Genomic DNA, 19039 nt, shown 5'->3' with positions numbered 1-19039 from the left:
GTGCGCATGGATATCGGTGTGGTGCTCCAGAACGACCCGCCCGCGATGCGGGTCGTCGAGTACGCGAAGCAGGCCGAGGCGCTCGGCTTCAGTCACGTGTGGACGTTCGACTCGCATGTGCTGTGGCAGGAGCCGTTCGTCATCTACTCGGCGATCCTCGCGGCGACCGAGCGGGTGATCGTCGGCCCGATGGTGACCAACCCGGGCACCCGGGACTGGACCGTGATCGCGTCCCAGTTCGCGACCCTCAACGAGATGTACGGCAACCGGACCGTCTGCGGCATCGGCCGGGGCGACTCGGCGTTGCGGGTGATCGGCAGGCCGCCGCAGACCCTGGCCCAGCTGCGGGAGTCGGTCGAGGTCATCAAGGCTCTGGCCAACGGCGGGACGGCCGGCGGGCTCAGCCTGGCCTGGGCGCCGGACAGCCGGCTCGACGTCTGGGTCGCCGCGTACGGACCCAAGGCCTTGAAGTTGACCGGAGAGGTCGCCGACGGCTACATCCTGCAGCTCGCCGACCCGGACATCGCCGAGTGGATGATCAGCGCGGTGCGCAAGGCGGCGTCGGAGGCCGGACGCGACCCGTCGGCCATCAGGTTCTGCGTGGCCGCGCCCGCCTACGTGGGCGACGATCTGGAACACCAGCGCGATCAGACCCGGTGGTTCGGCGGCATGGTCGGCAACCACGTGGCCGACATCGTCGCCCGGTACGGCGGGAACGGCGCGGTGCCCAAGGCGCTGACCGACTACATCAAGGCCCGCGAGGGGTACGACTACTCCGAGCACGGCCGGGCCGGCAACTCGCACACCACGTTCGTGCCGGACGAGGTGGTCGACCGGTTCTGCGTCCTCGGCCCGGTCGCCGACCATCTCGAGCGGCTGACCGAGCTGCGTGATCTGGGCGTCGACCAGTTCGCGGTGTACCTGCAGCACGACGACAAGGACGCGACCCTGGCCGCCTACGGTTCGTCCGTGATTCCGGCGATGCAGTGAGGAGGGCCCTCTTCGCGATCGGCGGGCTGCTCGCTTTCCTGCTGCTCTGGGAGGGCTACAAGCTGGTCGGCAACCCCGACGGGACGGTGCTCTTCGGCACGCGGGTGCTGCCCCGCGCCGACGACCTGTCGATGCCGCACGTGTGGACCGTGCTGTCCCGGCTCGGGCAGCCGGAGCTGGCCGGCGGCAGTCCGGTGTGGACCGTGGTGCTGCGGGCGTGCCTGTTCACGCTCGGCATCACGGCCGCCGGGTTCGTCGCCGGCACGGTCGTCGGGCTGCTGCTGGCCGTCGCCATGCAGCGGTTCGTGATCGTGGAGCGCGGGCTTCTCCCGTACGTCATCCTCTCGCAGACCGTGCCCCTCGTCGCGCTCGCGCCTCTCATCGCGGGCTGGGGTGGCACGATCTGGCCGGCCTGGATGTCGGTCTCGGTGATCGCCGCCTACCTGGCGTTCTTCCCGGTCGCGGTGGGCATGCTGCGTGGCCTGCAGTCGCCGGGCACGGCGGGCGTCGAGCTGATGCGCAGCTACGCCGCCGGCTGGTGGCGGACCCTGGTCAAACTCCGCCTGCCGGCGTCGCTGCCCTATCTGTTCCCCGCACTGCGCCTGGCCGGTGCGGCCGCCGTCGTGGGCGCGGTGGTCGGGGAGATCTCCACGGGTACGCGCGGCGGAATCGGCCGCCTCGTCATCGAGTACGCGCGGGAGGCCACCTCGGACCCCGCGAAGGTGTACACGGCCATGCTCGGCGCCGCCGTCCTCGGACTGGTGGTCGCCGGCCTGGTCAGTCTGCTGGAACTGCCGCTCATGCGGCACCGCCGACGGGTGGAGGTGGCGACGCTGTGACCGCTGTCGAGGTTGCCGGCGTGACCAAGGTGTTCAACGCCGGCCGCCCGGACGAGGTGACCGCGCTGTCCGATGTGGACCTCATGGTCGCCGGCGGCGAGTTCGTCTCGCTGATCGGGCCGTCCGGGTGCGGCAAGAGCACGCTGCTGCGCCTGATCGCCGACCTGACCCCGCCCACGTCGGGGTCGATCTCGGTGGCGGGGGACACGGCCACGTCCGCGAGGCGCAAGCAGGAGTACGGCATCGCGTTCCAGCAGGCCGGCCTGTTCGAGTGGCGGACCGTGCTGCGCAACGTCGAGCTGCCGCTGGAACTTCGCGGGATGTCCCGCGCCGCGCGGCGCGACCGCGCGAGGGAGATGCTGGAGCTGGTCGGGCTGGGTGACTTCGCCGGGCACTATCCGGCGCAGCTGTCCGGCGGCATGCAGCAGCGGGTGGCGATCGCCCGCGCCCTCGCGGTGTCGCCGCCGCTGCTGCTGATGGACGAGCCGTTCGGGGCGCTGGACGAGATGACCCGGGAACGCCTGCAGGCCGAGCTGCTGTCGATCTGCGCGCAGACTGGCGCGGCCGTGGTCTTCGTGACCCACTCCATCTCCGAGGCGGTGTTCCTCTCGCACAAGGTCGTCGTGATGTCGCCGCGGCCCGGCCGCATCACCGCGACCATCGACGTGTCTCTCCCCGGCCGTGACGAGACAGTGCGTCAGTCGGCGGGCTACTTCGACACGATCACCTCGGTGCGGAAGGCGCTCCGCGGATGATCCGGCGCATCCTTCCCCCGCTGGTCTTCGGCCTGCTCGCTCTGGTCGCGTGGGAGCTGACCGTCACCCTCGGCCGGGTCGCGCCGTTCATCCTGCCCGCACCCAGTGCCATCTGGCGCGAGTTGCTCGCCCAGCGCGGCAACATCTGGGACGCCGCCCTGGCCAGCGGTCTGAACGCCCTGATCGGGTTGGCCGCCGGCTCGGTCCTCGGCGTGCTCGCGGCCATGCTGACCAGCCGCTCCCAGGCGTTGAGCGAGGCCAGCGTGCCGTTCGCCGCGGTGCTGAACGCGCTGCCGATCATCGCGCTCGCCCCGATCCTCAACAACATGTTCGAGTCCACCAGCAGCCTGCCGCGACGTGTCGTGGCCGCCGTCATCGTGTTCTTCCCGGTCTTCGTGAACACGCTGCGCGGGCTGCGCGAGGTCCAGCCCGTACACCGGGAGCTGATGGAAAGTTACGCGGCGAGCGGCTGGACGTTCGCCCGCAAGGTGCGCCTGCCCGGCGCGCTGCCCTTCGTCTTCACCGGCCTGCGACAGGCGTCGTCGCTGGCCGTCATCGCCGCGGTCGTCGCCGAGTACTTCGGCGGACTGCAGGACGGGCTCGGCGCACGGATCACCTCCGCCGCGTCGTTCACCGCGTACCCCCGTGCCTGGGCCTTCGTGGTCGGCGCCTGCCTTCTCGGACTCGTCTTCTACCTCACCACGCTGCTCGTCGAACGCCTTGCGACGCCCTGGAGATCACATGCGTAAATCCCGCCTCTTCCTTGCCTCCCTTCTGGTCCTCGCCGCCTGCGGCACGGCGGACACCCCGGCCACGACCACCGCTTCCGGCGGGGCCCTCGCCCCGGTCAAGCTGCAGCTCCAGTGGTTCTACCAAGCCCAGTTCGCCGGCTACATCGCCGCCGTCGACCAGGGCTTCTACAAAGAACAGGGCCTCGACGTCGAGCTGCTCGAGGGCGGCGTGGACATCGTGCCGCAGACCGTGCTCGCCCAGGGCAAGGCCGACTACGCGGTCGCCTGGGTGCCGAAGGCGCTGGCCTCCCGCGAGCAGGGCGCCAACATCACCGACGTCGGCCAGATCTTCGCCCGCAGCGGCACCTACCAGGTGGCGTGGAAGGACAGCGGCATCACGTCGGCCGCCGACTTCAAGGGCAAGAAGATCGGCAACTGGGGCTTCGGCAACGAGTTCGAACTCTTCGCCGGCATGACGAAGGCCGGTCTCGACCCCGGCAAGGACGTCACCCTGGTCCAGCAGCAGTTCGACATGCAGGCGCTGCTCAAGAAGGAGATCGACGCCGCCCAGGCGATGAGCTACAACGAGTACGCCCAGCTGCTGGAGGCCACCAACCCCGCCACCGGCAAGCTCTACACGGCCGGCGACTTCCAGATCATCGACTGGAAGACGGCCGGAAGCTCGATGCTGCAGGACGCGGTGTGGGCCAACACGGACAAGCTCAACGACCCCGCGTACCAGCAGCAGACCGTGAAGTTCCTGACCGCCACGATCAAGGGCTGGGCGTTCTGCCGCGACAACGCGGAGAAGTGCCGCGACCTGGTGGTGGCCAAGGGTTCCAAGCTCGGCAAGAGCCACCAGCTCTGGCAGATGAACGAGGTCAACAAGCTGATCTGGCCGGCCACCGCGGGCATCGGCACGATCGACGAGGCAGCCTGGAAGCAGACGGTGGACCTGTCCGCGACCACCAAGAACCAGACCGGCGACACGGTCCTGACGAAGCAGCCCGCAGGCCTGGCCTACACCAACGACTACATCAAGCAGGCAATCGACCAGGCGAAGTCCACCGGCGTCGACGTCAACGGCGCGACCTACCAGCCCCAGACGGTGACCCTCACCGCCGGCGGCGCCTGACCCCTGCCGTGCGGTCGTCCTCCCGTCCGGAGGGCGGCCGCACCGACGTCATTCGTCCGAGGCGGCGTCCGGATCGCCGGTATCCAGGACGAACCCGCGACCCGCGACCTGCCAGGGGCCGTCCAGCCCGATGACCGCCGCGTGCGGTCCCAGCGTCGCATCGATGAAACGCACACTCAGCGCGTCCGTGCCGAACCTGGTCTCCGAGAACACGGCCCGGCCGTCGAAACGCGCGCCGGTGAGGTACAGGTCGCCCTCGACGCACTCGGCCTTCTCGAACACGGCCGCCGCGAAGAAGCGGGCCTGGTTGAACTCGCCGTCGGCGGTGAAGGTGGTGCGGACGAAGAACGCGGCACCCACCGCCTGGATGCCGCTGAAGTCCGCGTTCCCGCCGAAGACGGCGCCACTGAATCCCGCGTTGCCGGCGAAGACGCTGCCGCCGAAGGCCGCGTCCCCGAGGCACCGCATCCCGAAGAAGGAAGCCCGGCCGTGAAACACGGCGCCCTCGGCGCGAATGCTCTCGACCACGCAATCTTTGAGATCGACATCGGCCAGGTGAGCGCCGGACAAGTCCAGGGAGCATCCCGCCCACCTCACGTCGTCGTCCACCTCGGTCCTCCGCACCAGACGCGTGCGCAGAACCCGATGGATCGCCAGCCGCACCTGTAGTTCCTGGTAGCCCGCATGCAGTTCTTCGTTCGGCGCGGACCTGAGGATCTGTGGGCGCTCACCCGGGGACTCCACCAGCTCGGGTGCGGCTGCGCGATAGGGCCCGCTGAAGGGCATCCGGAGATAGGCGCAGAGGACATCGACGCACATCTGCCGCCCCGCACTCCAGTCGTCGGCCAGCTCCTGCATCGCATACACGCCGGCCAGCCGGACCGCGGCCTTGTCGGCGCCGAGCTGCTCCGCCGAGGACCGGAAGCGATCGTTGTACAGCTTGGTGTCCTCGCGCCGGGCCGCTGCCTCCGCTCGCAGATGGTCGGCCTCGCCGAGGCGCTGCTTGCGATAGGCGACCACGAGAGCGACGAGCCCGCCGACCCCGGCGACCACCGAGAGGGACAACTTCACGTTGTCCAGCAGGTCCTTCGACGACAGGGCGGCCTGGGGCGGGATCTGTGGCCGGCCGAGGACCTGCCACAGAGCGAGGACGATGACCGCGGCGAGGAGGATCCCGCCCACCAGGACGACAAGAATGTGCGCCACGAACGGGAACGTCAGGGTCGCCCGCCCGCCCGGTCGATCACGTGCGCCTGCCAAGCCGTCCACCTAGCCGAGTCGCCGCGTGGTCGAGATGCCGTGGGCCTCGGCCGGCACGGCCAGCACCGCGTCGGCGTGCGCACCGGTCTGCGCCGCGAGCAGTCCGTCATCGGCGTCGAAGAGAGTCACCACGGCCACCGCGGGCCCGGTCCAGATCGGCTCACCCATGGGCCCATCCTTCTACCTGCGCACCCCCGCCGCCTGCCGTCGCCTACGATCAAGGGGTGCGAAGAGCCGCGTTTGTCCTGGTGGGAGTGCTCTTTCTGAATGCGTGCAGCACCGCGCCGGACCCGGCTTCCCCACTGCCCTCACCGGCCGATCCGGCCTCCGAGGCTCCCGCGCCGCCGTCCGCGGCGCCGTCGGTGACCCCGTTCAAGCAGGCGGCGCCGCGCGCTCTGCCGAGGCCCGGGAATCCCGGCGGCAAAGCGCCCGTCCCGGCCGAGGCTCGCGCCGTGGACACCAGCCGCCCGACCCGGGTGGTCGGCGCCGGCACCGCCGCCAGTTGCACCTCGGACGCCGTGGTGGACGCGGTCCGCGACGGAGGCATCGTCACCTTCGACTGCGGCACGTCCCCCGTGACGATCACGCTGACCAGTACGGCGACGGTCCGGAACGCCAGCTCCCGGCTGGTCCTCGACGGCGGCGGCAAGGTGACGCTGAGCGGCGGCGGCAAGCGGCGCATCCTCTACCTGAACACCTGCGTGAAGCCCAGCACGTCGCACTGCCAGGACCAGAACAACCCGAGCCTGACCCTGCAGAACCTGGCCCTCGTCGACGGCGACAGCAGCGGCCGGCCCGACGGCGGTGGCGCCGTCTTCGCCCGGGGCGGCCACCTGACGGTGATCAATTCCCGTTTCACCGACAACCAGTGCGACCCGACCGGCCCCGACCTGGGCGGCGCGGCGTTGAGGGTCCTTTCGCAGACCAGGCCGGTGTACGTGGTGAACAGCACCTTCACCGGCGGCCGGTGCTCGAACGGCGGCGCCCTGAGCAGCATCGGCGTCTCCTGGGTGGTCCTGAACAGCGTCTTCCGCGACAACACGGCGATCGGGCGGGGCGCGAATCCCGCCAAGGCCGGCACGCCGGGCGGAGGCAGCGGCGGCGCCCTTTACATGGACGGCAACAGCTTCCAGGTCACCCTGGCCGGCACTCTCGTCGAGAAGAACAGTGCCAGGGAGGGCGGCGGCGCGGTGTTCTTCGTCAGCAACGACCGCACCGGCACCCTGACCATCAAGGACTCGGCCCTGCGGTCCAACACGAGCACCGGCTTCGAGACCTCGGGCTACCCGGGCATCTTCTTCCTCGGCGCCGGAAAGCCCGCTGTCACCGGGTCCACCCTGAAGAAGTAGCGGTCACGGCCCGAGCACCCGGAACTCCCCCGCGTCCCACCGCCTCAGGTAGTCGGCCACTGGGCCGTCGAGCCCCTGCCGGATGACGGAGACTCCCCGCGGCACGAGCTCGCTCTCCGGGTCGCCGAAATCACGGGCCAGTTCCAGGTAGGGCAGGGTGAGCAGCAGGAAGGCCGGCTTCCAGTCCCGGTCGGAGCCGTCGAACAGCGACATCTCCCACGGCCGGAGAAACCTGTTCTGCTCGCGGTCGATCTGCTGGAACTCGATCTGCCACGAGGCGCCGGAGAACCACGGCGTGGGCCGGTCGAGGAGGTGATCGACCAACGCTCGCACGTCGTGCGACGGCTCAGAGAGGAAGTGCATCAGGAAGGATCCGATCCACGAGAAGGAACTCCCCATGGATGTCTGGAACCGGTAGAGGTTTTCCAGATGATCCGTCGCGAACACCCCGGAACGACCCCACCGCGCCAGCCATCGGTCGTGTCCGGCCGACACCTTCCGCTCGATCGACGTCTGCAGCTCGGCCAAATCGGCCGAGGCTCCGCCTGACGCCAGGGTGCTGCCTTTCGTCAGCGTGCTGAGTAAGAGGTGTCCGCGGTCGTCACCCGCTTCGATACGCCGGAGGATGGCCGACTCGGTGGCGCGCCGCACCGAGGGCCGGTTTCCCGCCAGGGCTAGCTGGGTGGCCACGGCGAGAGGCGCGTCGCTGTCCGCCATCTCGTAGTAGAGCAGGTCGCCCAGGATCGCCCGGAAGCGGTTCTCGGCCGGGACCGCGAAGTAGCACCGCACCGCCACATCAACCACGTGGTCGACGAGCGCGGGCGGAAAAGTGACGTGCTGCAGAGCGCTCGCGCCGAAACGCGCCAGGCGTTGCTGCTCCCGCACCGGGGATCGCAGTGCGTCCTCCATCGCCGCGTGCACCAGCGTTTCCGCTCCGTCGATCGTGTTGCGGTCGAGCAGCTGCAGTGCCAGCTGCGCGACGACCTCCCACTGCCCGGTGCGGACGCGCCCGATCAACTCGGCCCAGACCACCTCCGGCGACCTGCGGGTGCGGACCAGATGCTCGGCGGCGAAGAACTCCAGGAAGGTCCGATGGGCGAAGCCGTACGCGGGCTCCAGGTCGGTCGAACCGACCTCGGCCAGCACCCACGCCCGGCCGGCGCAGAAATCGAGGAACTCGCGCGCCGCGGCCTCGGCGTCGTCCTCGCCGAGGCCGCGCTCGATCAGATGGCCGACCAGGAGCCGGACGATCCGGTGCCGGGGCAGTTCGGCCTCGTCCTCGGTCAGCAGGTGCCACGCCAGATGCTGCACGGCGCCGCGGACGCGGCCCTCGAACTCGAGCTGCCGCCCGATGCCGCGCATGCTGTCCCAGCGCTCGAAGACCATCAGCGCACAGCGTTCGTAGATCTGGGCGCGCAACCGCGGGATGTAGTGGTCGGTCGCGTACATCGCGCACAGCAACGCCAGCAACAGCGGGTTGCTGCGCAGGTCCTCGACGGAGGCGCTGTCCCTCAGGAACGACTCGGCCAGTCGCTGCCGGTCCGTCGGCGGTGTCCCGTCGTCCAGCGCGAACCAGTGGCCGATGTACTTCTCCACCTGCTCGGCGTCGAACGGCATCAGGTCGTGCACCGGGAACAACGCCGCGTCCAGCGCCGCCTCCCGGTAACCGACCCGGCGGGAGGTCACCACCATCGGAACCATCGGGTAGAGCGTGGCGAAGCCGCGGACCAGCTCGGTCAGGCGGCGGCGCAGGCTCACGTCGGTCAGCTCGTCGAGGCCGTCCAGGATGACCACCGCCTGGCCGTTGAGCAGCAGGTAGTCGACGGTCGCGGCGGACATCGCCACGTTGTAGGGATCACGCGCGACGGTGAGCAGGTGCTCGGCGAGGGTACGTTCGCCCGCCTGCAGCGCCGACGACAGATGACGCAGCACGACCAGGAACGGGACCTCGGTGCCCGACGGGTCGGCGGCCAGGTCGTAGGCGAGCTTGGTGGCCAGCGTCGACTTGCCAGCGCCGGGATCGCCGAGGACGACCAGGCGGCGGCCGGTCTGGGCGAGTTCGCGGACCGGCGCCGACTCGCGGCGCATGTCCTGCGGGCGGGACTCGACGTAGAGCTGGTCCCACGGCACGCTGCGGCTCACGCCGGTGTGCGGCATCCGGAGCTCGGCGTGCACGGCGGCGACCTGGGTACGCAGGCGCTGGGCCTCGGTACGGCAGGCCGACAGGTCCTCGAGCCGGCCGAGGAGCTCGCCGTTGCGGGCGGCCGTCGCCACCAGGTGGCCCAGTCGCGCGGCCTGGGCCGGGTTGCCGGGCGTGTGCTCGGCGGCGAGCAGCGCGTCGAAGACCACGTCGGTGATGCCGAAGCGGCGCTCCGGCGCGAGGGTCGTGGCCAGGCGCAGACCCTGGCGGATCTGGGCGCGGGCGGCCGACAGCAGTTCGTCGCGCTGGGCGTCGCGCGGGTGCAGCCTGGCCACCGCGAACTGCAGCGCCACCTGCTCGAAGTCCGGCGACACCAGGTAGGCGGCGAGTTCGGTGGCCTCGGCGGCGGAGAGTTCGCCCAGGAGGCCGTCGGCGACCCGGCGGGCCATCAGCGGGCGCGCCGAGTCCCGTGCCCCGCGGAGCTGGGCCTGCTTGCCGACGTGGCCGCCGAGCCGGCGGATGATCTGGCCCGCGGTGCGGGCGATGGCCGTCTCCAGCCCTGTCGCCATGGCGATGCTCTCCGTGGTCGTCGGGGGCCAGCACGCTACCACCAGGGCGCGACCGTCCCCTGGGGATGAAGGCCGAAAAATGTCGTACCCGGGCCCTACGTTGATGCCCACCCAGTGCCGGGGTGGGGGAGGTGGCGGTGCCCGCGCCGGCCGTTTCGATCTTGGTGGTGCCGGGACCGGTTCGATCTTGGTAGTGCGGACGCAGGGTTCGATCTGCGAAAGTGGCCTGGTGGAGATACCTGGACCGGCGGATCTGTGGCGGCGGTGGGCGGCGCTGGCCACCGCCCTCGCTGTGGTGGGGTTCGACGACGTGTGGATGGTGGGTGCCCGGGGCGCTCACCACGACGACCACGGCGGGAACTGGGCTCGGCTCGCCCTGGTCGAGGGCGGGCGGGCCGTCCTCTACGGCTACGACCACGAGTACAGCGCCACCGTCGACGCCGAACCTCCGGTCGATGTGCTCGCCGGCGCGCCGGACTGGGTGCCCTGGGACGAGCTGTCGCCGTACGCCGCCGAGGATCAGCTCGGCTACGTCTACTGGCACGACGGGACCGCGTGGGGGTGTGCGCCCTATGACGAGCAGGACGGGCTCGCTCAGACGGCGGGAGCGGTGCTCGACCGGGCGGCCGCTCTCGCCGAGCTCTTCGACTTCGTCGTGCAGTGGGGGAACTACGAGCCTGTGGACGACGCCGACGAGGCGCGGGTGCGGGCGGCGTGCGAGGGGCTGCTGGCGGCGGCCGAGAGGCAGGCCGTCGACGGGAGCGTGCTCCGGCCGTACCCGGGAGGTCTGATCGAAGCCGGACTGGCAGTGGCCGCCGCCGGAGGGATCACGCCGGGTGGGGTTCCGCCGGTCATCGCCGCGGGGACGCAGCCGCGGGAACGGCGTGTGCGCAAGCTCTCCGACCGGGAGCACCGGCGGCTGGTGTGGGACGCGATGCAGCGGGCCGAGGAGCTGGACCGGCCGCTGCCGCCGCCCACGCCGGCGATGGACAATCTGGTGCGATGGGTACGCGACCGCGCGCCGAACCATGACGGCCGGTGCTCGCTGCTCTTCTGGGCCAGCGCCTCGGGGGCGTCCGAACAGGACGGCGAGTTCCCGCCGGAGGTGAGGCTCGGGGAGGAAGCACTGACCGTTTTCGGCCAGGCAGTCGATCTGGTGCATGCGGTCCGGGTCGAGGAGGCCGACCGGCGGACCGGGGCGTGGTTCTTCCTGCGGGTGGAGACGACGGCCGGCGACGCGACGTTCGAGCGGCGGTACGACTCGTGGCCGGACTGGTGGCCGGACAACGGCATCTCCGGTCCGGGGCGGGACGACCTGGCCCGGGAGATGGCCGGCCGCGAGGAGCCGTGGCGCCCCCGCTGGACCGCCCTTCTCGACTCCGACGTGGCCTTCGGGGACTAGGACCTCAGTAAAGTGACCGCCATGTCAGGGGAGGGCGAAGTTCTGCCGCCGGACCAGCAACATGCCTATCGATTGCTGGTGCGGCTGTCCGGCACCGACGTGCTCGCGTTCGCGGAGAGTGCCGGGGTCACCGCCGATCAGGCCGCGGTGACGCTGGAGGCCTTGCAGGCCAAGGGTCTGGCGACGCCGGGCCCGGTCTACCATGCGCTGCCGCCGGATGTGGCACTCGGCGAGATCCTCCTGCGCCGGCAGCAGGATCTGCAGGCGGCGCGGCAGATGATGGCCGCGCTGAGCGAGGACTACCGGACGAACGCGCGGCGGCACAGCGCCGAGCATCTGGTCGAGATCGTGGTCGGGGCGGGCGCCCTGCGGCAACGGCTCGCGGAGATGCAGGAGTCGGCGACCGACGAGATCCTCTGGTTCTGCCGGGCCAACCCGATCGCGATGGAGGGCCCGGCGAACGACGAGGAGTTGCCGGCGCTCAAGCGGGGCGTCAAGTACCGGGCGATCTACGAACGGGATCTGCTGGACACCCCGGGTGAGCTCGAGGGGATCGTCGGGGCGATCGAGGCCGGCGAGGAGTCGCGGGTGCTGCCGGCGTTGCCGGTGCGCCTGGCGATCGCCGACCGCAAACTGGCGATCTGCCCGCTGGTGCCGGACGAGGCCCGCGGCATCGCGCAGCCGAGCGCGGCGCTGATCCGGCCGAGCGAACTGCTGGACGCGCTGGTGGCGCTCTTCGAGAGTCACTGGGAGCGGGCCACGCCGGTGCTCGCGGCGAAACCGGACGAGCAGCTCGACACGCTGCTGCTGTCGTTGCTGGTGTCGGGCCTGCCGGACAAGTCGATCGCGACGCATCTGGGGGTGAGCCGGCGCACGGTGCAGCGGCGGCTGGACCGGATGATGGACCTGGCCGGCGTCGACACCCGCACAGGGCTGGCCTATCAGGCCGCGCGCCGGGGGTGGCTCTAGCCCGCGAGCAGCTTCTCGATCGCCTTGGCGACGCGCCGCGCCCGGGTCTCGGCGGCCTTCGCGCCCGTGACGGACTCGGCGTGCTGCCTCTGGTTGCTGTAGGAGAGCTTGTCCCAGCGCTCCTTCGCCTCGGGCTCGGCGGCAAGAGCAAGGGCCAGGTCCTCGGGTACGTCCACCGTCCGCTCCCGCGTGTCGAGGACGATGTCCAGCTCGACCACGTCGCCCGCCTTCACCCCGGCGGCGGTGCGGCGCTCGGCGCTCACCCCGAGCCAGTACGCGCCACCCATCTTCGCGATCGAGCTCTGGTACTCGTACCCGTTGACCGTGACGACCACCTTGGGCCGGCCGCCACCACCGAGATCCCCGACGACCTCGTCCGGGATCGGGAAACCGGTGGTGTTACCGCCCGTGGCCTGGAGCTCCGCCGTGATCCTCATGGCGGTGAGGATAACGGCGGAGCCCCGCCTGTCACCCGAAAGCTCGGATGACCGTCTGGGTGACCGCGTTGCCGGCGCGGTCGGTGGCGGTGACCCGCAGCGACACCGGCTGGGTGTGCGCGGGGATCCACGCGCTGTATGACGGCCCGCTGCCGGTCGTGTTCAGCAATCGCCAGGTTTTTCCGTCATCAGCCGACATCTCCGCCCGGAACGAGGTGCCCCGGGCCGGTTTGCCCGCGACCGCGAGGGTGAAGTCGACCCGGCGCGGCTTGGCGTCGTAGCCGACCTGCACCAGCGGCAGCGCACCCTCGGCGGCCGACCGGAACTTCCACGTCGACTCGGTGCGGGTGCCGTAGGTCCAGTCCTCGTTGCCGGGGGCGGTGCGCACGGTCAGCTCGTACGCGGCGTCGCCGGGCGTCGTGGTGACGTCCTGCCAGCCGTCCGGCAGCTCGGCCAGCACCGTGCCGTCGCGGCGCAGCGTGGCCGAGGTGCCACCGGCCCACGTCCAGTGCTCGTCGGTGCTGTCCACCAGGTCGGCCACGCGCAGTTTGAGCACGTCACCGGCCCGGGTCGAGGACCAGCCCGCCGGGGTGGCGGGCCGGACCACCGGCGCCGCCCAGGACTCCTTGGCGGTGCCCGCCCTCACCGGGCCGGCCGCCTCGACGAAGCCGCCCTGGACCAGGGGCAACCACGGGTAGGCCGGGTGCACCTGGTGCTGCCAGAGCGAGTCGCCGGCCGAGACCCACTCGACCCGGCGGAACGGGGTGGGCACCGCGCGGGCGGCGTCGTTCCAGGCGAACTCCTGCCAGGGGCGCCAGCCGAAGCGCTGCTCGCGTACCCAGTCGAAGCCACCGTTGTCGGCGTAGTCGGTGGTGATGCGCCGCGTGTTGGCCGGGGTCACCCGGTGCACGATCCGCTCCGGGATCCGGTTCTTCGACACCTGGATGACGTCGTAGAGGTACGGGCTGGCGAAGGTCAGCTCGAGCGTGATCCGCGGGTCGGGCAGGGTCGCCCGGCTGATCAGGCGCTTGCCGTCGGCCGCGGTGACCAGGATCGCCGGGATCGGCAACTTGGGCCGTTCCGGGTCGAGCACCCGCCACGTGCTCTGGCCGGCCGGCCGGATCAGCATCGCGACCGCGGCGCCGCCCTCGTACGCCTGCTGGACCTGGGTCTCCTCGTCGAGGTTCGGGTCGGAGGGCAACAGCACCGCCTTGCCCTCGATGTCCGCGGCCCCCCACGTGGTGAGCGGGAAGGTGCGCGTGCCCGGGTAGTCGGGCGAGTCGCCGCGCAGGTTCAGCTCCGGCTGCACGGCCAGGCCGGGCACGGTCACCTGCACGTCCGGCTCGACCAGTTGCCAGCGCGAGGAGAACTCGAAGCTGCCGCCCTCGACCTTCCTGGTCGGCGTGACGAACACGTCCCGCACGTTGCTGAAGTGCATGACGCCGTGCGAGATGCTCCGGCCGCCGTCGGTCTCCCGGTGCGCGTAGTAGCTGAGCACCGCCTGCTGCTCGGCCGGCTTCGGCGTCTCGATCCGGATCGGGGTGCCCTTGCGGGCGTCCAGCAGGATCTCGGTGTCCCGGTCGAGGGTCAGTTCCGGGATGACGATGTAGGAGGCGTTCTCCCGGTCGCCGTCCCTGCCCCCGATGGTCGCGGTGATGATGTAGTCGTCCTCGCCGATGTCCAGGACGGCCTCGTCGGTCAGGAAGATCGAGCCGATGAAGTCGTTCTCCGGGTCGTCGCCGAAGACGGTCAGGGCCGGGACCTTGGTGGTCTTCCCGTTGCGGTCGACCGCCCGGATGGTCAGCCTGTGGTGCGGGGCGCCGAGGCGCAGGCCGTACGCGGTGGTGACCTTCTCCCCCGCCGGGCCGGTGCCGACGATCCAGCCGCTGTGCAGGCCGGAGTCCATCGTGGCGGTGTCGATGCTCGCGGTGACCGAGGCGCTGCCGCCGGCCGGCACGGTGACGCTCTTCTCCACCGAAACCTCGGCAGGTGCGCTGAGGGTCAAGGTCACCGGGGCGGAACCGGAGTTGGTGTAGGTGATCGTCCTGCTGTGCCGGGTGGGCGACTCGCCGGCGCTGTGGTCGGCGAAGTCGGCGGTGGCGGTGCCCCGGATCGTCTGGGACGTGGCGCGGGCCAGGTCGACCCGGCCGACGCCCTGGCCGTACACGTCGATGCCGGGAGCGGTCTTGGCCGAGCTGACCAGGGCGTCCTTGATCTGCGAGCCGGTCCACCCCGGATGCTCCTGGGCGAGGATCGCGGCGGCGCCGGCCACGTGCGGCGATGCCATCGAGGTGCCGGAGGCGCCGGTGTAGAGCGCGTCGACGGGCTGGCCCATCGTGGTGCCCTCGGCGCGGGCGGCGACGATGCCGACGCCGGGCGCGGTGATCTCCGGCTTCAGGGTGTTGCGGACGGCGGTCGGGCCGCGGCTGGAGAACTCGGCCAGCGTCTCGTTCCGGTTCACCGCGCCGACGGTCAGCGCCGCGGGCGCGATGCCGGGCGAGCCGACGCTGTACGAGGCGCCGTCGTTGCCGGCCGCGACCACGAACAGCGTGCCGGTGCGCTCGGAGATGTCGCCGAGCGCCTCGGCCAGCGGGTCGGTGCCGTCGCTCGCCGGGCCGCCGAGGCTCATGTTGACGACCTTGGCGCCCGAGTCGCCGGCCCACTGCATGCCCTCGATGATCCACGACTCCAGGCCCCAGCCCTCGTCGTTGAGCACCTTGCCGGCGAGCAGCTCCGCACCGTACGCGACGCCCTTGCGCAGCCCGGCCGACCCGTTGCCGGACCCGGCGACGGTGGCCGCGACGTGCGTGCCGTGCCCGTGGTGGTCGGTGGTGTCCGGGCTGTCGGTGAAGTTCCGCGCGGCGCCCAGCTTGCCCTTGATGTCGGGGTGGTTCGCGTCGATGCCGGTGTCCAGCACCGCGACCTTCACCCCGCGGCCGTCGAACCCGGCCTGCCACGCGGCGGGCGCACCGATCTGTGCGGCGCTGCGGTCCAGGGTGGCCCGGACCTTCCCGTCCAGCCAGACCTTGCCGGTGTTGCCCTTCCAGAACGACGCGAGCGACGCCTTCTCCGCCCGCATCGACGTCGCGCCCAGGCTGCGCAGCGTGTGCGACGACTTCGCGCGCAGGCCCGCGGGCTGCGTCACGATCAGCGGCAGCGTGGGCGAGGCGGCGTCGGCGTAACCGTCGGCGACCAGCTTCTCGACGTCGAAGAGGTCGGTGTCGAGCCGGCCCGCGCCGATCGCCGGGATGACGTCCTCGGGCAGGACGCGGAGCCCGCCGTCGACCTCGACGGTGTGGAAGGTGATGCCTTCCCGGCCGGGCGCGGGGCGCACGGTCGCGGCGGTGCGGTCACCCACCTTGGTCAGGGAGACGACGTCACCGGTGATCAGGGTGACGACGTCGGCACGGCCGGTGCCGGGCGGCGGTGCCGGGGCGGCGATGGCCGCACCGGTGGGCGCGATGGCGGTGAGGCCCGATCCGATCAGGACCGCGGCGCTGAGTGCTGCGAGGGGACGACGCATGCCTGGGATTGTTGGGCCATGTCGATGCGGTCGAAAGCTTTTCCTCGCGCGCTTTTCCAGACATGACGCGATCTGGCCAGGGCCGATTTACCTGCTGTTTACACGTCCTCGGCGTCCGGGACGCTCAGACCGTCCCGTTCGGCCCACTCCAGCAGGGTGTCCAGCCGGAAGGCCGTGTCGTCGATCGACTCGTGCAGATCGCCCAGCTTCGCGAAGCGGGCGGGCACGGTCTGCAGGGTGAAGTCGTCCGGTTCCACGTCCGCGATCTCGGCCCAGGTGATCGGTGTGCTCACGGTGCCGCGCTGGTTGCCGCGCACCGAGTACGCGCTGGCGATGGTGTGGTCCCGGGCGTTCTGGTTGTAGTCGACGAACAGCGCCTCGGGATCCCGGTCCTTGCGCCACCACGCGGTGGTCACGTCCTCGGGGGCACGCCGCTCGACCTCGCGGGCGAAGGCGAGCGCGGCGCGGCGGACGTCGGCGAAGCCCCACTCCGGCGCGATCCGCACGTAGACGTGCAGGCCACGGCCGCCGGACGTCTTCGGGAAGCCGGTGGCGCCGAGCTCCTCGAGCACCTCGTGGGCGACCCCGGCGACCCGGCGCACCCGGTCGAACGTGCAGTCCGGCATCGGGTCCAGGTCGATCCGCCACTCGTCCGGCTTCTCGGTGTCGGCGCGACGGCTGTTCCACGGGTGGAACTCGACGGTGGACATCTGCGTCGCCCAGACCACGTCGGCGACCTTGGTGACGCACAGCTCGTCGGCGGTCCGCTTGTACCGGGGGAAGAAGATGCGCACCGTCTCCAGCCAGGGCGGGGCGCCGTGCGGCACGCGTTTCTGGTGCACCTTGTCGCCGGCCAGGCCCTCCGGGAAGCGATGCATCATGCACGGCCGGTCCCGCAGCGCGCGGACGATGCCGTCGCCCACGCTCAGGTAGTAGTTGACCAGGTCGAGCTTGGTCAGCCCCAGCTCCGGGAAGTAGATCCGGTCCGGGTTCGTCACCCGGACCGTGTGCTCCCCCGCCTCGACCTCGATCGACGGGCTCTTGGTCGTCGCCATGGTCACCAAACTAACGCTGATCAGCGCCGGTACGCGGGGGTTGGGCGTACCGGCGCTGATCGTCGAGCCGGAGAACTAGAGCCGCAGGATGGCCAGGATCTGGTTCAGCAGGTCGGCGATGAAGCCGAGCGGCAGGCCGAGGCCGCCGTTCAGCAGGTTCGTGATCGCGCACAGCAGGTTGCCGAGGAGGTTGCCGGCACCGGACTGGGCGACGATGTCCAGGACCACGCGGTTCAGGTCGACGACCAGGCCGAGCAGGTCCAGGTGCAGCGGGCCGAGCACCAGATTGAGCACATCACAGGAGATCAGCGCGGCGTTCGGCGCGGCCTTGTTGGCGGCCGCGGTCTCGGGCAGCTGGACCGGCATGGAGACGGTCTTCTGAACCGTGCCCAGGTCCACGCCGAGCGAGTCGGTCAGCGTGCTGGTCAGGATGCCGGTAGCCAGCACCTGGCCCTGCTTGGTGGTGAACTTGCTGGGCGTGAACGTGCCGGTGACCGCGCCCAGCCCGCCGACCACGTCGGTGAACGAACCGGTGACCGTCGAGCTCAGGTTACCGGCGGCCGACTCCAGCTGAGGGCCCGCCTTGGCCACGGCAGCAGCCGGGGCGGGAGCGGGAGCCTTGGGCGCGGCCTGAGCGACGGCACCACCGGTAGCCGCCACGGCGGTCATTGCCAGCGCACCGGCCAGTACCGCCTTGGAGATCAAGCCAACTCGCATGTGGACCCCTTTCATCGATGAATGTCCACGGGCCGCAGTGCCCTCCCCTTCGCCCCGGAAACACAACCGGCGTCCGTACTGGATTCATTTGGTGCGATGTCGACCTTGTGCCCAGTTCGTCCAGAAGGTTTAGATCATCTGAGGTAGACCTGGAGGTATGACAAGAGTTGCGGTGACCGGCGGCAGCGGGAAGCTCGGCCGCGCGGTGGTCAAGGACCTGGTGGAACACGGGTACGAGGTGACGAACATCGACTCGGCCGCCCCGCCGCCCGGGCAGGGCGCGCGGTGGCGGCGGATCGACCTCACCGACTACGGGCAGGTGGTGGACGCGCTCAGCGCCACGCTCGACGAGAGCCCCGGCCCGTTCAACGCGGTGGTGCACCTGGCGGCCATCCCGGCGCCCGGCATCACCGGGAACGCGGCCACCTTCGCCAACAACGTCCCGGCCACCTACAACGTGTTCGCCGCGGCCCGGGCGGCGGGGATCACGACCGTGGTGTGGGCGTCCAGCGAGACGGTGCTCGGGCTGCCGTTCGACACGCCGCCGCCGTACATCCCGGTGGACGAGGACTACCCGGCCCGGCCGGAGTCCACCTACTCGCTGGGCAAGCATCTCGAGGAGCAGATGGCAGCGCAGTTCTGCCGGTGGAACCCGGAGCTGACGATGATCGGGCTGCGGTTCTCCAACGTGATGGAACCGGAGGACTACGCCGCGTTCCCCGGGTTCGACGCGGATCCCTCGCTGCGCCAGTGGAACCTGTGGGGTTACATCGACGCGCGGGACGGCGCTCAGGCCGTACGCAAGAGCCTGGAAGTTGAATTGACGGGCGTCGAGGTCTTCGTGATCGCGAACGCGGACACCGTCATGAGCCGGTCGTCGGCCTCACTGGCGGCAGAGGTCTTCCCCGGCGTCGAGGTGCGCAAGGAGCTGGGCGAGCACGAGACCATGCTCGGCATCGACAAGGCCAGGCGGATCCTCGGGTACGAGCCGGAGCACAGCTGGCGTGATCACGCCTCCAGGTAGGTGAGGATCGCGAGCACGCGGCGGTTGTGGTCGGCGTCGTCGGGGAGCTCGAGCTTGTCGGTGAGGCCGGCGATGTGCTTCTCGACGGTACTCAGCGAGACGTGGATGCGGGCGTCGGGCTCGGCCACCGGCCCGCATGGCGGA

General features: G+C 70.8%; 17 protein-coding genes. 9 read left to right on the top strand and 8 right to left on the bottom strand.

Annotation, left to right across the window (positions count from 1 at the left end; translation table 11 throughout):
- Positions 1 to 6: 6 nt before the first annotated feature.
- Genes QSK31_RS10950 through QSK31_RS10930 form a run of 5 tightly spaced genes read left to right on the top strand, consistent with a single transcriptional unit; the run spans position 7 to position 4450 of the window.
- Complete coding sequence (locus QSK31_RS10950; protein ID WP_285683268.1) at positions 7 to 990, top strand: TIGR03842 family LLM class F420-dependent oxidoreductase; 984 nt, start codon at positions 7 to 9, stop codon at positions 988 to 990.
- Complete coding sequence (locus tag QSK31_RS10945; RefSeq protein ID WP_285683267.1) at positions 987 to 1829, top strand: ABC transporter permease; 843 nt, start codon at positions 987 to 989, stop codon at positions 1827 to 1829. Before QSK31_RS10950 ends, QSK31_RS10945 begins: the two co-directional genes overlap by 4 nt.
- Complete coding sequence (locus QSK31_RS10940; RefSeq protein ID WP_285683266.1) at positions 1826 to 2584, top strand: ABC transporter ATP-binding protein; 759 nt, start codon at positions 1826 to 1828, stop codon at positions 2582 to 2584. Before QSK31_RS10945 ends, QSK31_RS10940 begins: the two co-directional genes overlap by 4 nt.
- Entirely contained in the window at positions 2581 to 3333 is a 753-nt protein-coding gene (locus QSK31_RS10935) for an ABC transporter permease (protein WP_285683264.1), read from the top strand. Before QSK31_RS10940 ends, QSK31_RS10935 begins: the two co-directional genes overlap by 4 nt.
- Positions 3326 to 4450, top strand: a complete 1125-nt coding sequence (locus QSK31_RS10930; protein ID WP_285683262.1) for an ABC transporter substrate-binding protein — start codon at positions 3326 to 3328, stop codon at positions 4448 to 4450. Before QSK31_RS10935 ends, QSK31_RS10930 begins: the two co-directional genes overlap by 8 nt.
- A gap of 48 nt (positions 4451 to 4498) precedes the next feature.
- Here QSK31_RS10930 and QSK31_RS10925 read toward each other — a convergent pair whose 3' ends face one another.
- Entirely contained in the window at positions 4499 to 5710 is a 1212-nt protein-coding gene (locus QSK31_RS10925; protein WP_285683261.1) for a hypothetical protein, read from the bottom strand.
- A 9-nt stretch (positions 5711 to 5719) separates the two neighbouring features.
- Positions 5720 to 5878 carry a hypothetical protein gene (locus QSK31_RS10920; protein ID WP_285683259.1) on the bottom strand — a complete coding sequence of 53 codons (159 nt, stop codon included), beginning with the start codon at positions 5876 to 5878 and terminating at the stop codon, positions 5720 to 5722.
- A gap of 86 nt (positions 5879 to 5964) precedes the next feature.
- Between QSK31_RS10920 and QSK31_RS10915 the strand changes: the two genes are divergently transcribed.
- Positions 5965 to 7059: a right-handed parallel beta-helix repeat-containing protein gene (locus tag QSK31_RS10915; protein WP_285683257.1), complete on the top strand. Its 1095-nt coding sequence runs from the start codon at positions 5965 to 5967 to the stop codon at positions 7057 to 7059.
- Between the two features lie 3 nt (positions 7060 to 7062).
- Here QSK31_RS10915 and QSK31_RS10910 read toward each other — a convergent pair whose 3' ends face one another.
- Complete coding sequence (locus tag QSK31_RS10910) at positions 7063 to 9768, bottom strand: NACHT domain-containing protein (RefSeq protein WP_285683256.1); 2706 nt, start codon at positions 9766 to 9768, stop codon at positions 7063 to 7065.
- A gap of 229 nt (positions 9769 to 9997) precedes the next feature.
- Here QSK31_RS10910 and QSK31_RS10905 point away from each other — a divergent pair, with 229 nt between their 5' ends.
- Positions 9998 to 11170 (top strand): hypothetical protein, encoded by a 1173-nt coding sequence (locus QSK31_RS10905; protein WP_285683254.1) that lies wholly within the window; start codon positions 9998 to 10000, stop codon positions 11168 to 11170.
- A gap of 21 nt (positions 11171 to 11191) precedes the next feature.
- Complete coding sequence (locus tag QSK31_RS10900; protein WP_285683252.1) at positions 11192 to 12139, top strand: helix-turn-helix domain-containing protein; 948 nt, start codon at positions 11192 to 11194, stop codon at positions 12137 to 12139.
- Here the strand turns inward: QSK31_RS10900 and QSK31_RS10895 are convergent.
- From QSK31_RS10895 to QSK31_RS10880, 4 genes are all read right to left on the bottom strand, one after another.
- On the bottom strand, positions 12136 to 12576 hold the full coding sequence (locus QSK31_RS10895; protein ID WP_285683250.1) for a YdeI/OmpD-associated family protein: 441 nt from the start codon (positions 12574 to 12576) through the stop codon (positions 12136 to 12138). The genes QSK31_RS10900 and QSK31_RS10895 overlap by 4 nt on opposite strands.
- Positions 12577 to 12607: 31 nt before the next feature.
- The gene (locus QSK31_RS10890; protein ID WP_285683249.1) at positions 12608 to 16099 is read right to left on the bottom strand and encodes a S8 family peptidase; all 3492 of its coding nucleotides are present in this window, start codon (positions 16097 to 16099) and stop codon (positions 12608 to 12610) included.
- A gap of 98 nt (positions 16100 to 16197) precedes the next feature.
- Positions 16198 to 17154 (bottom strand): non-homologous end-joining DNA ligase, encoded by a 957-nt coding sequence (ligD, locus tag QSK31_RS10885; protein ID WP_285683247.1) that lies wholly within the window; start codon positions 17152 to 17154, stop codon positions 16198 to 16200.
- 75 nt (positions 17155 to 17229) lie between these two features.
- Positions 17230 to 17871, bottom strand: a complete 642-nt coding sequence (locus QSK31_RS10880) for a hypothetical protein (RefSeq protein ID WP_285683246.1) — start codon at positions 17869 to 17871, stop codon at positions 17230 to 17232.
- Positions 17872 to 18028: 157 nt separating this feature from the next.
- Here QSK31_RS10880 and QSK31_RS10875 point away from each other — a divergent pair, with 157 nt between their 5' ends.
- A complete protein-coding gene (locus tag QSK31_RS10875) occupies positions 18029 to 18895 on the top strand; it encodes an NAD-dependent epimerase/dehydratase family protein (protein WP_285683245.1) in 867 nt (288 codons plus the stop codon).
- On the opposite strand, the gene QSK31_RS10870 is transcribed toward QSK31_RS10875, so the two are convergent.
- Positions 18880 to 19023 (bottom strand): hypothetical protein, encoded by a 144-nt coding sequence (locus QSK31_RS10870; protein WP_285683243.1) that lies wholly within the window; start codon positions 19021 to 19023, stop codon positions 18880 to 18882. The two genes, QSK31_RS10875 and QSK31_RS10870, sit on opposite strands and share 16 nt — an antisense overlap.
- Positions 19024 to 19039 lie beyond the last annotated feature (16 nt).

Source organism: Actinoplanes sp. NBRC 103695 (genome assembly GCF_030269485.1).
Lineage (GTDB): Bacteria > Actinomycetota > Actinomycetes > Mycobacteriales > Micromonosporaceae > Actinoplanes.
Note: the sequence above shows the minus strand (reverse complement) of the source record. Positions and strands in the feature narration are given on the sequence as shown.